The organism is Parasegetibacter sp. NRK P23 (genome assembly GCF_023721715.1).
GTDB lineage: Bacteria > Bacteroidota > Bacteroidia > Chitinophagales > Chitinophagaceae > Parasegetibacter.
Genome location: NZ_JAMDLG010000001.1, coordinates 2,836,367 through 2,851,033, shown reverse-complemented (window position 1 = coordinate 2,851,033; position 14,667 = coordinate 2,836,367). Strand labels below are relative to the sequence as shown.

The 14,667-nt window shown below is 50.2% G+C and carries 6 protein-coding genes; all 6 read left to right on the top strand.

What is annotated here, in order from left to right:
- Positions 1-117 precede the first annotated feature (117 nt).
- Positions 118-2,718, top strand: coding sequence for an alpha-L-arabinofuranosidase C-terminal domain-containing protein (locus M4J38_RS11610; protein ID WP_251759766.1), 2,601 nt, complete (start codon positions 118-120; stop codon positions 2,716-2,718).
- A gap of 9 nt (positions 2,719-2,727) precedes the next feature.
- Positions 2,728-4,431: a beta-xylosidase gene (locus M4J38_RS11605; RefSeq protein ID WP_251759765.1), complete on the top strand. Its 1,704-nt coding sequence runs from the start codon at positions 2,728-2,730 to the stop codon at positions 4,429-4,431.
- Positions 4,432-4,619: 188 nt separating this feature from the next.
- Positions 4,620-8,558: a discoidin domain-containing protein gene (locus tag M4J38_RS11600; RefSeq protein ID WP_251759764.1), complete on the top strand. Its 3,939-nt coding sequence runs from the start codon at positions 4,620-4,622 to the stop codon at positions 8,556-8,558.
- Positions 8,559-9,097: 539 nt separating this feature from the next.
- Positions 9,098-9,670, top strand: a complete 573-nt coding sequence (locus M4J38_RS11595) for an RNA polymerase sigma-70 factor (RefSeq protein WP_308217826.1) — start codon at positions 9,098-9,100, stop codon at positions 9,668-9,670.
- A 62-nt stretch (positions 9,671-9,732) separates the two neighbouring features.
- The gene (locus M4J38_RS11590; RefSeq protein WP_251759763.1) at positions 9,733-10,902 is read left to right on the top strand and encodes a FecR family protein; all 1,170 of its coding nucleotides are present in this window, start codon (positions 9,733-9,735) and stop codon (positions 10,900-10,902) included.
- Between the two features lie 133 nt (positions 10,903-11,035).
- On the top strand, positions 11,036-14,662 hold the full coding sequence (locus tag M4J38_RS11585; protein WP_251759762.1) for a SusC/RagA family TonB-linked outer membrane protein: 3,627 nt from the start codon (positions 11,036-11,038) through the stop codon (positions 14,660-14,662).
- Positions 14,663-14,667 lie beyond the last annotated feature (5 nt).

Genomic DNA, 14,667 nt, shown 5'->3' with positions numbered 1-14,667 from the left:
TACCCCTGAAATGCAATCGGTTTAATAATTGTTATTTGTACACTTAATTATATTTCGGTATTTTCGGCAGGTAACAGCTCTTGTAAGAGCATATTGCTTTTGAAAAAGTCAACGATCATGCGTTTTGCCATTTCCCGCCTTTGCGCGGTTGTATTGTGTTTTTTGGGATTTCTTCCCGTAAATAACCTGTTGGCCAATAATAGTGAGCCAGACTCCGTTTACCTGCTTTCTTACACAACTGCCAAAAACAACTACCACAACGGGCTGCATTTCGCCTGGAGCCGCGACAGGCAGAACTGGTTTCCCATCGGGAACGAATTCGGTTACCTAAGATCGGATTACGGCAGATGGGGAGCAGAAAAAAGAATGATAGACCCTTTCCTGCTGCGTGATGCTTCCAATACCTGGCACTGCATCTGGAGCCTGAACGAAAACGACAACGCTTTCGCGCACGCGGCTTCTTCCGATCTCGTGAACTGGGGACGGCAAAGTTACCCGCTCGTAGCCAATGGACAGCGGTTTATGAAACCCGCGGTCAGCTTCGATAAAAGCACGAACCAGTACCATGTGATGTATGAAAGTGCGGGTAAATATTTCAAGGTAACTACAAAGGATTTTAAAACCTATTCGGCGCCGGTGGAAACAAGCGCTTCCGCTTACAACAATGGCGCGAATGAAACGGTATTCCTGCCCGAAGGAAAGGTGAACGGGCAAATACACCGGGTAACCTGGAGCGCCGTGGAGGAACTGGTGAAGAAGTTTGAAGTACAACAATACCGCGGAGGATTGCACGGTGAAACAACCAGCCAGGATGCTACCCGTTTTGCCGGACTCAAACCCGTTGAAATGAAATTGCAATTGCAACCGGCCAACGCGAAACCGATCAGTGATTTATTGGTGGGTGTTTTCTTCGAAGACATCAACTACGCGGCCGATGGTGGTTTGTATGCTGAACTGATCCAGAACCGCGGGTTCGAATACCAGCCTTCCGATCGTGGCAATGATCCCAACTGGAACAGTCTGCATTCCTGGAAACTGGTAGGGGAGAACGCCACACTTCAAGTGGAAACAGCCGCCCCCATTCATGCCAATAATCCGCATTATGCGGTATTGCGTACCACCCAACCGGGTGCAGTGCTCATCAATCAGGGCTTTGACGGCATCACTGTAAAACAAGGGGATAAGTATGATCTTTCCCTTTTCTCCAAACAATTGGAAGGGAAGAAAGGAAAGTTACAGGTGCGATTGGTGAACAAGAACAAAGAAGTACTGGCCGAGGTTATCGTTCCCGTGAATAACAGTTCCTGGAAGAAAACTTCAGCTGTATTAACGGCCCGCGCCTCCGCTCCGGACGCCGTACTGGAAATTAAACCCGTTTCAGCAGGAACCGTGGCCCTGGATATGGTTTCTCTTTTCCCGCAAAAAACATTCATGGGCAGAAAAAATGGTCTTCGTGCCGATCTCGCCCAAACGATAGCCGATATTAAACCACGCTTCATTCGTTTTCCCGGAGGATGTGTGGCGCATGGAGATGGATTAGAGAATATGTACCGCTGGCCGAATACGGTTGGTCCCCTAGAGGCACGTAAGCCGCAACGTAACCTCTGGGGTTACCACCAAACCGCGGGACTGGGCTATTTTGAATATTTCCAGTTCTGCGAGGATATTGGCGCTGAGCCATTACCGGTAGTACCCGCGGCGGTGCCCTGCCAGAACTCCGGAACCGGGGGAGCGGGCCAGCAGGGTGGTGTGCCGATGGAGGAGATGGATGAATACATTCAGGAAGTGCTGGACCTGGTGGAGTATGCCAATGGAAGCGTAAAAACAAAATGGGGAAAGGTGCGCGCTGAAGCGGGTCACCCCGCGCCATTCAACCTGAAATACATCGGCATCGGCAACGAAGACCTGATCACAGATGTGTTTGAAGAACGCTTTACCATGATCTTCAGTGCCATGAAAGAGAAACATCCTGAAATTACGGTGATCGGAACCGTAGGGCCTTTCTTTGAAGGAACCGATTATGAAGAAGGATGGCATGTGGCCGATAAAACCAATGTACCAATGGTAGATGAACACTATTATCTTCCCCCCGGATGGTTCATCCACAACCAGGATTTTTACGATAAATACGATCGTTCCAAATCGAAAGTTTATCTGGGTGAATATGCGGCACATTTGCCCGGCAGACCAAACAATATTGAGACCGCGCTCGCTGAAGCTTTGTACCTCACCTCCATTGAGCGCAATGGCGATGTGGTTGCCATGACGTCATACGCGCCCCTGCTGGCAAAGGAAGGACATACACAATGGAGTCCGGATCTTATCTATTTCAATAATGCGGAAGTGAAGCCAACAGTGGGTTACCATGTGCAGAAGTTGTATGGTCAGCATGCGGGAACGGAATACCTGCCGGCAACAACGGCTATTTCGAACAACCGCGACGCCGTTAAAAAAAGAATTGCCTCTTCCGTAGTGCGCGATGCGAAAACCGGCGACCTGGTGGTGAAACTCGTAAACATGCTGCCCGTGGAAGTGAAAACCTCGGTGGATATGAATGGAGTGCCTGTTTCAGGAAAAGAAGCTTTAAAAGTAGTACTGAAAGGCGAGCCTGCCAGTAAAGATGCGAAGCCCGTTGAAAGCAGGATGGAAGTGGGCGATAATTTTAATGTGGAACTCGCACCATATTCGTTTACAGTTATCCGCATCAAAACCAGATAATCAGCTATCATGTATAAACGCTTGCCATCGCTCCGGAGGCTGATGCTCTCCATTGCCACTGTACTGATTTTTAACGCAGCCGACGCACAATCTGCCGCAGGCGCGCGTATTGATATCGATATGGGCAAAACGATTGGCCCCATGTATCCCGCCTGGGCCTGGTTCGGGTACGATGAACCGAACTATACCTATATGAAAGACGGGAAGAAATTGTTGTCGGAAATCGCGGAACTTAGTCCCGGTCCTGTGTATGTGCGTACCCATAGTTTATTGGTTTCCGGCGATGGAAAAGCCGCGCTGAAATGGGGTTCCACCAATGCCTACACCGAAGATGCCAATGGTAATCCGGTGTACAACTGGACGATTATCGACAGTATTTTCGATACCTATATCCAACGGGGGATGAAACCCCTCGCGCAGGTGGGGTTCATGCCGGAGGCGCTGTCCACGCATCCCCAGCCTTACCGCCATTACTGGAAACCCGGTGATCCTTATACTGATATCATTACCGGTTGGGCCTATCCCCCAAAGGATTATAATAAATGGGCAGAACTCGTTTACCAGTGGGTAAAACATTCGGTGGATCGTTACGGTAAGAAAGAAGTGGAAAGCTGGTATTGGGAACTGTGGAACGAACCGAACGGACACTACTGGAAAGGCACGATGGAAGAATTTCATAAGTTATACGATTATACAGCCGATGCCATTAAAAGAGCATTGCCAACAGCTAAAGTGGGCGGCAACAACATTGCCGGAACAGCGAGCAGTGGCGCACAAAAATGGCTGCGCGCTTTTTTTGAACATTGTTTAAGGGGAACCAACTATGTAACGGGCAAAACCGGTTCCCCTCTCGACGCGATACTTTTTCATGCGAAAGGATGGCCCCGTTTGGTGAATGGTACCGTGCGCATGAGTATGGGCAACCAGTTACGCGATATAGAAGCCGGGTTTAAACTTGTGGCGTCTTATCCCGAACTGAAAGGTTTGCCCATCATCATCGGGGAGTCGGATCCGGAAGGTTGTGCGGCCTGCGGAATGCATACGAATCCGGAGAACGCATACCGGAACGGCACAATGTATTCAAGTTATACCGCGGCATCTTTCGCCCGGAAATATATGCTGGCCGATTTGTATAAGGTGAACTTCCTTGGAGCGGTATCCTGGTCTTTTGAATTCGAGGACCAGCCCTGGTTTTATGGCTTTCGCGACCTGGCCACCAACGGCGTGGATAAGCCCGTATTGAACGTGTTCCGAATGTTTGGTAAAATGAAAGGCAACAGGGTGGAAGTAGTAAGTGACCGCGCTTACGATCTGCGTACCGCAGTGGATTCAAGTTTCAGAAGAAATTATACGGATATCAATGCCATGGCCTGCAGCGATAAACGTTCAGCCACCATCATGGTATGGAACTACCATGATGATGACCTGAAAGGAGTGGCCGAAACGGTACAACTTCAATTGAAAGGACTTCCCACAGGGAAAATGAAACTTTCTCATTACCTCATCGACGACCAGTTCAGTAATGCTTATGAAGTGTGGAAGAAAATGGGTGCTCCCCAAAATCCAACACCTGCGCAGGTGAAAGAGCTGGAAGCGGCTGGTAAACTGCATTTGCTAAAGCAGCCTGAACAGGTTTCCGCGGTGAAAGGCAGGCTGCCGGTCTCCTTCAGTCTGCCGCGACAGGGCGTTTCTTTCCTTCAGCTGGAATGGTGAGTTGAATATTCTTTTGATAAAAATAGCGCAAACGTTTGAAGGGCTGCTCTCAATCGTTTGCGCTTTTCTTTTTAGTGTCTCTCACAGTTTCGGCTATTGCAGAACGTGGCAATTAGTGATAATTTAGAGAAACCTGGCCAGGATTAACCCTCTCTCTTAATTGATCACCAAATACCAACCACTGCATTATGAAAAGCAAACGTTTGTTGCCTGTGATGCTGTTGTGCAGCGCATTGCTGCAGGCCCAGGACCAACAATTCAATTCTGTAAAAACCAAGGCTGTTGCGGCGCAACACGAAGAAGCCGCTTCACGGTTCGAAGAGAAACACCGGAAATCTGTATGGTTCACCCTGATGAAGGAAAAAAATCCCAACTATTTCCAGGTGAAAAAACTGTTCACCGATTATTTCAGAAAATATCCTTCCGAAGACAGTAAGGCCAAAGATGTATGCGCCAACTGGCTGAAGACGCAGGTGTTCTACCTCGACAAAAAGAACAGGGTGATGGAACCGCCCAGAACCAATTACAATAAAATTGCCGCCGCCGCGCCCAAAGCCTGGGCTTCCGTAACGGATACCATGGCCGGCGACTGGCGCATGATCGGCCCGCGCAACATCTATGAAACCAACTATTCAGGTAAGGGGAACAAAGGCGGTTACGTAAGTTGCGCCAGAATTGATCCCACAGATGCCAACAAAATGTTCATCGGCTTTACAACAGGTGGTCTGTGGGTTTCCGCAAACGGCGGAAGTGTATGGCAGCTTACTGATGCCAACCTTCCCGACAGAGAATACATTGACCTTGATATCTGTAAAGCAAACAACAGTTATGTGTATGCGATAAGCAGGGGAACCTCTGCCGCGGTCATCAAATCAACCGATGGTGGCCTTACCTGGTCTTCCACCAACATGAACTCCACCAACTATCCCGGCGTGAACGCGTATGATATCGCTGTCTCTCCTTCAAACCCCAATATCGTGCTGGCGCGGTGGGGGACGGCTGTTTACCGTACCACAGATGGCGGTACTACCTGGACAAGCATCCTCACGGGACTTAAAAACTACAGCGTATGGGGTGGTGCCGGTGTGAATGCTGAAATGCTCGACTTTCACGGTACAAACAGCAATATCGTTTACCATATCGACCGGAACGATAACCAGAATTACGTAACGCTGTACCGTTCAGGAAACGCGGGATCAAGTTTTACCAACCTTGGCAACATCAGCATTCCATCGGGCGTTACCGATAATATTGTTGGTTGGGCCAAATTGCTTACCGCAACGAATAATCCCGGGGTAGTTTACATGGCCATGGGAACGGGAACCAGCGCTTACGGCCACCATGCCGTGCATCTGTTTAAACTGGATTCACTTACCGGCGCTGTATTGCAAACAAGGGCCAACATGGTGAGCGGAGACCCCGGGTTGCACCATGGTGATATTACCATGGATATCAACAATGATAACAACATTATTTATGGTTCTTACGCGGAAACCGTGGCGCATTATTCCACTAATAACGGCGTATCGTTCAGCAATTCATCCACTACCGTTCACGCCGATCTCCGCACCCTGAGCATGGTAAGCGGGAAAGTATTGCTGGGGAACGATGGCGAAGCCGTGTATTCCACCAACAGCGGCAATACGTTCACCAACCTTACCGCCGCGATTTCCAACCATGAACTCTGGGGATTTGGTGCGGCACATAAATCGGATGTGCTGGGTGCCGGTACCAACCACGGACCGCTCATGATCAGGGAGAACGAAGGCTACCAGGGCTGGTACAATGCCATGGGCGCCGACCAGGGCAACAGTGATGTGAACCCCCTGCACGATATTTACCTGTATTCACAGGGGTACAACACTTACCATGTGGTGCGTACCGGACCCCGTACCATGAATTCCGGCGCGGGCGCTCAGGAAATAGATCCGGGTGGTATATACGCGTATTTCAATACCATGCACTTTCACCCCAATCTTTACTATACCTTCATCACGCACCATGCCGGCGGATTTCCATCCGGGAACCCCAACCTTGCTACCTGGAAAAAATCGTTGATCCGCAGCGATAACAATGGCGTTACCATCAATAAGGTCATCAAAACGTTTACCAACGACGTTTTCCGGGAAGACATCTGCATGAGTAACCCGAACGTGATTTACGTAGTGGAAGGATTAACGAACAACAAACTCTGGAAAACAACGGATGGCGGCACCAACTGGACGGATATCACTCCTTCGACCGCTGTAACAGGAACGGGTGTACGTAATATATCAGATATTGCGGTCTCCGACCTTGATCCCAACGAAATTTGGGTCACCTATTCCGGGGTGCAGAATACCTGCCAGGTGCTGCGTTCGGCCAATGGAGGAACTTCGTATTCAAATCTAACCACCTCAGTACTTACCAGTTTTCCCGTTACCAAAATCATCTTCCAGCGCGGCAGTGCCGGTGGTGTGTATGTGGGGAATAAATCAGGCGTGTTCTACCGGAATAACGCCATGGGCAACTGGGTGAAACTGGGCAACGGACTTCCAATGCTCGACGTGCGGTTCATGTTCATCAATTACTTCAAAGGAAAACTGATGATCGGCACCAGTCGTGGCGCCTGGGAACATGATTTATACGAGCCTTCTAACCCACGTGCGCAAATTTCCGCCGATCGCGATACCATTAGTTGTACCACTACAGGTTCGGTTCAGTTCCGTGATTACAGTGTGGTGAAAAATGGTACTTCGGTTTCCTATTCCTGGAGTTTTCCGGGTGGTAGTCCGTCCACATCCACCGCGGAGAACCCTTTGGTAAGTTATACCGGTGCCACGCCGGGAAGTTACAATGTATCCTTAACCGTAACCGATCAGTATGGGTCACATTCCCAAACACTCACCAATTTTATAAAAGTATTGCCCAATACCTGCGAACCATGTCAGGCCATCATTCCGCGCACGCAGTATGCGATTCATGGTTTCAGCAGCCAGGAAACATCTTCGGAGTCAGCGCCCGCTTCCAACGTGATCGATGGCAACAGCGGCACGATATGGCACACCAAATATTCCGGTGGGGGAACAACGCTTCCGCAGTTCGTTTCAGTTGACCTGGGCGGCACCTACAACGTAACCAAACTCAACTACCTTCCCCGCCAATCCAGTACCAACGGACGCATCAATGCCTACCAGGTGCATGTGAGCACCAACGGCACCACCTGGACGCAGGTGGCCACGGGCAACTTCGCCAATTCGGCCCTTGCGCAGGATGTGGTGTTTTCCGCTCCTGCAACGGCCCGGTATGTCCGTTTAACGGCTACTTCTGAGGTGGGTGGCAACCAGTTTATCTCTGCAGCGGAACTCAGTTTCTATGGCTGTGCGGTGCCTGCTTCCTGTTCTTCGTCTGCTATTGCACGGTCCAATTACAGTGTGCACGGTTTCGACAGCCAGGAGACCAGCGCTGAAACATCACCTGCCACGAACGCCATTGATGGCAGCACCAGCACCATCTGGCACACCAGGTATTCCGGCACCACAGCGCCTATGCCACATTATATCACCATCAACCTGGGGGCTGTGCACAACCTTACGTCCATGAGTTATACGCCGCGGCAGAACAGTGCCAACGGTCGTATTAAAAACTACACGATAGAAGTAAGTGTACACGGCACCACCTGGTTTAAAGTGGCGGAAGGCGTTTGGCCCAACAGTACGGCCGTACAAACGGTAAGCTTTACGGCTATCCCTGCCCGGTATGTGCGCTTAACGGCCACTTCCGAAGTGAACAATAACCCCTGGGCCTCCGTGGCGGAATTGTCGTTCGCGGGTTGTGGAACCGTGTCCGGGTTCTCCGCGCGCATGCAAACCCCTGCTGCCGGAACGATTACGGAATTCAGCGAAACGCTTTCCGTGCATCCCGTTCCCACCAGCGGCCCTTTAACCGTGAAGCTTCCCCAGGGAACCGCTAAAGGCGCAGCGCTGGAATTGTTCAACATGAATGGCGCACTCGTCAAAAAGCAGCACCTCGCGGGAGCCGAAACTTCCGTTCAACTGAACATTTCTTCCTTGCCTGCCGGCATGTACCTCCTTGTTCTCAAAGATGAAACCGGTGCTTCCCACAAAGCTCGGGTCATAAAGCAGTAGTTGGTTTATTCGTTTATATGTTGAAATCGCTCCCGCCTCGTCGGGGGCGATTTTATTTGCAATACCGCCCCGTTCCCCAAGAAATTATCAAACCAAACTCCCCGCCAACTCCTCAACGTTCCACGCCCGCGAGGTGCAAAGCAGTGCGCTCCGCGAGAAAATATTCTCCACCAACTTATCAATGCCCCGTGTCGTGGCGTCGTTGCGAGAAATAACTCTTCACGAACTACTTTACGTTCCGCACTTCCGCGCCTCCGCGTCCCCGCGAGAAAATATTCTCCGCCAACTATACACTGCTCCGCGCCTGCGAGTCACGAAGCAGCGCACCGCTGCAAAAATATCTCCACGCTAACTTGTCAATGCCCCGCGTCGTAGCGCCGTTGCGCGAAAATATCTCTTCACCAACTCCTCAACGCCTTGCGTCCTTGCTCCCTTGCGTTGCGAGGTACGAAGCAATCGCGTGAGCCCCCGCTTTCCCCCGAAACCTCCATCCCCATCAAAAAAAACTTAATTTTATCCCCTCACAAAACTGTTGAAACCTGAAACACGACCTGTACAACGAACCGGAACTGCTGGAACTTGTTGCCGAAGGCGATGAAACTGCTTTCAGGAAAATCTACGATCAATACCGTGTTACCGTCTATTCTTTTGCCTATACCCTCGTTAAAACGGATATCCTCGCCGAAGAAATTACCCAGGATGTATTCATTAAAGTGTGGGAAAACCGAACCCAGTTGAAAACCATGAATTACTTCAGTACCTGGATCCGCACCATTGCCCGGAATGCCGCTTATTCTTTTTTCAGAAGGGCAGGGGTGGAAAAACGGGCGCTGGAGGAACTGGGGGAAACGGTGGCGGTCTTACCGGCGCCCGATGAAAAGCTGGAGTTTCGCGAAATGGAGCGCCGGATCCAGCAGGTATTTTCTGAGCTTACCCCACAACAGCAGACCATCTTCAGGATGAGCAGGGAAGAAGGCCGTACCTATGCCGAAATAGCCGGACGCCTGAACATCAGCGTTCACACCGTGAAGTACCATCTTACCAATATTTCCGCCTTGCTCCGAAGCAGGATCGGCCCATTCCTCACCTTGCTGCTCTTCATAAAAAAATAATTTCGCGGCGCACTACCCGATCTTGTTTTTCGTGCGTTTAACCTATACCGGAACACTACAATATGACCAGTCAACGACTTCGTACATTATTTGATGCCCTCACGCAAAGGCCGCTTTCGCCCGATGAAACCCGCGAATTGTCGGCGCTTTGGGAAGATCCTTCGCAGGAGGCGCTGGCGAAAGAACTGCTGGAGCAGTGGTACGACCGGGTTCCTGCCATTTTCGAACAAAAGCCTGAAGATGCGGAACGTGTGTTCCGCACGGTGGTGGGCAGGCAGGATGATATTACGCCTGAAGCTGTGCAGCCTGAAGCGAAAGTCCGTCGTATGCGCAGTTTCTGGTGGGCCGCCGCTGTAGTACTCGTTTTGTTGGCCGGAGGCGGTTACCTCGCGTTACGGAAAAACGATGTGGCGCAGCAAGGTGTTGTGAAAAACTTACCCGTTGCACCGGGCAGGGAAGGAGCCATCCTGACCCTTGCCGATGGCAGCACGGTGTTGCTGGATACATTATCCGACGGTACCATTGCCACACAAAATGGTACGGCGCTCCGCCTCGCGGGAGGAAAACTCAGCTACGAAGCGGGTGCGGATGCCATGCCGGTATCCAATACCATATCCACGCCGCGCGGCAGGTTTTTCAGGCTGGTATTGCCCGACGGCAGCAGGGTTTGGCTCAATGCGGCTTCCTCCATACAGTATCCTACCGCGTTTTCGGGTAAGGAACGCAGGGTGGAAGTGAAGGGTGAAGCCTATTTTGAAGTGGCGCATGATGCTGCGAAGCCCTTTATGGTGGCGCTGGGCGATGGGGCCATGGTAGAAGTGCTGGGCACCCATTTCAATGTAAATGATTATGGCGATGAGCCAGCCCCAGTTGTAACGTTACTGGAAGGATCGGTAAAGGTGAAAAGAATGGCGCAGGCCGCCATGCTGGAGCCAGGGCAGCAGGTTATACTGGAGAACAGTTTCCGCGTGCAACGCGAGGTGAATACCGCGCAGGTGGTGGCCTGGAAAGATGGCGGGTTTAATTTCGACAATATGGGCGTAGAAGCCGTGATGCGGCAGCTCTCCCGCTGGTACGATATAGAAGTGGTGTATCAGCATGGCGTTCCCGATAAGAAATTCTATGGCGAAATAGGACGCGACCTTACGTTGGAAGAAGTGCTGGAGGGCTTGAAGTTATCGGGGGTGCGTTTCCGTATTGAGGCCGGCAGAAAACTCATTGTTTTACCTTAAAAGAACTGTTTTAAAACCTTTGTCCTTTCAAACAAAAACCGCCCTGAGGTAGGAGTCAGAGCGGCGAATGGTTTGGAAAAAGGACAATTATTTTCTGTACAACTGTTTTAATCAACCAAACCAAATGCAAATTATGCAAAAAACTGCTATTTGTAGCCGGTATGGCGCACCTGTGGGTTACAGGGAAGGCGGCAGCCGGTTGTCAACCAAAATGCTGAAAGTGATGAAACTGACGGTTCTTTTCCTGGCCGTAGCACTAACCGCGGGCGCCCGCGGTGTTTCGCAATCGGTAACGCTTTCGGGGAAGAATATCTCCCTCGAAAAAGTATTCTCTTCTATCCGTACGCAAACGGGTTACAGGGTATTCTGCGACCGCGCGCTGCTGAACGATGCAAAAAACGTTTCCGTTTCCGCGCAGAATGTACAACTGCTCTCTTTCCTGGAAACAGTATTCAAAAACCAGCCACTGGAATATACCATCCGTTCGCAAACTATTTTTGTGAGCAGGAAGGCTGGAAGTGCGCCCGTAAATGAATTGCCCCCGGTTCCCATACAGGGAACTATTACGGACGGGAACGGCGGTGTGCTTTATGGCGCCACCATCAAAGTAAAGAACGGCGAAAGATCTGTAATATCCGACGAGAAAGGAAAGTTTCTGATTACCGTGAATACTGGAGATATTCTGGTGATCAGTTATGTAGGTTTTCATTCGAAGGAAATTAAGGTGGAAGGTTCCGCGGAACTGACCATAGTGCTGGAACGTATGCCTGTTTTGATGGAGGAAGTGGCGGTTACCGTGAACAACGGTTACCAGGCCATTTCAAAAGAACGTTCCACCGGGTCGTACGGTGTGGTAACGGCAAAGGACCTGGAAGAAGTGCCGGCGGTAAACATCATGCAGCGTTTGGAGGGAAGAGTTCCGGGCGTTCGTTTTGATGTAAGGGGCAGCAGGATACAAATCAGGAGCCAGAACGGGTATGGAGACAATTCCGAGCCACTCATCGTGGTGGATGGCTTTCCATTGATAGAAACTGGAAGCTCCCAGAAACTGGTAAACACCAACAATGTGGTGGGTACGATGGCGAACGGGAACATTCTTTCTTCACTGAATATTAACGATATTGAACAGATTACTTTCCTGAAAGATGCCGTGGCTACCTCTATCTGGGGGTCCAAAGGCGCGAACGGCGTGATCGTTATCCAGACCAAACGCGGGAAAAAAGGCAACGCGTCCATTAATTTTTCTTCTACACTGGGCCTTTCGCAACCGCCGTCACTCAGTTCATTGAACTGGATGAATACCGCGCAGTACGTGGACCTGGAGCGCGAACTGGTGGAAAAAAACTTTATCACCGATCCAACCGCCGTATCCTGGTACAGCCCGCTTAACACCGCCAATTCAAGTGAAGTGCAGGAATGGCTCTTCAAGGTGAAACGCGGAACGGCCACACAACAGGAGGCTGATGCGGCGCTGGCGCAAATCTCCGCACGCGACAATTCCGGTCAGATCAGGGATTACCTGCTTCAAACCGGTATCAGTCAGCAATACAATCTTTCACTTTCAGGTGGTGGAGACAACAACACTTATTTTGTTTCTACCAACTTCAACAAAGATGTTCCCATTTACAAAAGCAACTTCGCCCAGAACATCAATATTAACGCGAACCTGACCAACGACTTCTTTAACAAACGGGTAAGATTGAGAACCGGATTTAACTACCAGGCCACCCGTTCTCAAAGTAATAATACCGCAACAGATGCGCTCGGTTTGCTGAATACTTCCTTGCGTCCTTATGATATGCTCGTTGACGAACAGGGAACGCCGATTCAATACCATATTTTCCTGAGGCCGGAAGTGGCGTTGGGCCTCACCAACAAAGGTTACCTGCCCTTCACGTACAGCTCCGTGGATGAACTGAATTATGGGAATACGAATGCGCGTGGTCACCAGATCAGGCTGAACGCCGGCGTGAATGTGAAGATCACGGACTGGCTGGACGCGGATGTGTCGGGTATGTACCAGCGCAATATGTCGGATAGCCGTGGCATCACCGAGGCAGAAAGTTACAGCGGAAGGAAGTTCATCAATGAAGGAACAACAGTGAACAACCTGGGACGGCTGGTTTACAATGCGCCTAATGGGGGGATTTACCGGGTGAGCGAAGTAAATAATTTTGACCTTAACCTGAGGGGGCTGCTCAACTTCAATTACAATATCGGCAACGACCACAGTATTACCGCGATGGCAGGAACGGAAGTGAAAGAAGCGAACACACGTGGGCTCGCGTTTACGCAATATGGCTTCGATCCGCTTACCAACAGCTTTGCGACAGTGAACCCCACCACACCTTACATGACGCTTTACGGCTGGACCACCACACTGGGAAGTAATATTACCGGTCCTTCCGACAACCGCACCCGTTTCCTTTCTTATTTCGGTAACGCCGCTTACACCTGGAAAGAAAAATATAATTTCTCCGGAAGCGCCAGGTTTGATGACTATACCAATATCGGACTCGACAGAAGCAAAAGGGCCCGTCCATTCTACAGCATGGGCTTTAAATGGAGCGCCGCCAGGGAAAAATTCCTCAGTGATGTTTTGTGGCTGAACGGGCTTGATGCAAGGGTTACATACGGCACTGGTGGTACAATACCGCAGGGCGGATACAACAAAACCGTCATCTCGGTAAACCAAACTGATCCGCTTACCTTGCAACAGATCGCTACGCTACAGAATCCCGCCAATCAGCAATTGGGTTGGGAAACTACGGCCACTTTTAATACCGGCCTGGATATCCGCGCCTTCAACAATAGAATCACTGCCAGCGTGGACGCTTACTGGAAAAAAAGCAGTGGTATCCTGGCCACCTTGCCTTTCAACGCTACTTATGGCTGGTCCACCTTGTCCTACAATACAGGTAAACTCAAAAGTAATGGTGTGGAATTAGGACTGTCAGGTAAAGTGGTTAATAAAAAAGACTGGGGTATCACCTCTACGCTGAACTTCGCTTATTCAGAAAACACGGTAACGGATAGTCGCTATTCTACTTTCATCGCCTCACAAGTAGCGCAAGGTGGAAGTTATATCATGGATGGTTACAATCTCGGTTCCATGTTCGTTTACAGGAACGCAGGGCTGGACCCGGCTACCGGTCAAACGCAGATTTACAACAGTAAGAATGAAATCATAAAGCACACCCAGAACCTTACTTCAGACTTTACCATTGATGACCTGAAGTATGTTGGCAGGAAAATAGCGCCTTACCATGGTGGTTTCAACAATGCCTTCCGGTATAAAAATATAGAACTGGGTGTTCAAACCGCGTTCTATTTGGGGCATGTATTCCTGAAACCATCTATCAACAACTATCCAAATTTTTCTTCTTTCTTCGGGGTGCTGGGTAAACAGGAAGACCTGGCTTACCGTTGGAAAACGGCTGGCGATGAAGCCAATACTGTGGTGCCCGGACTTACCGGCGTGAACAACAACAGTATTATACGTTACCGTTATTCCGACGCGCTGGTGCGTAAGGCCGATAACATCCGCCTGCAACAAATTTCGCTGGCCTACAGGTTTTCAGAAAAAATGCTGCCCCGGGGCATCAAGGGACTTTCCCTCAGCGCTACGGCAAGGAATCTGGGTATGATCTGGGCCGCTAACGCGGAGAAACTGGACCCTGAATTCCTGAATCCCAACGCGAATTATTACAGCGTGCCACCGGTTACCAGCTATTACTTCAACCTCAATGTTTCATTCTAATTCAA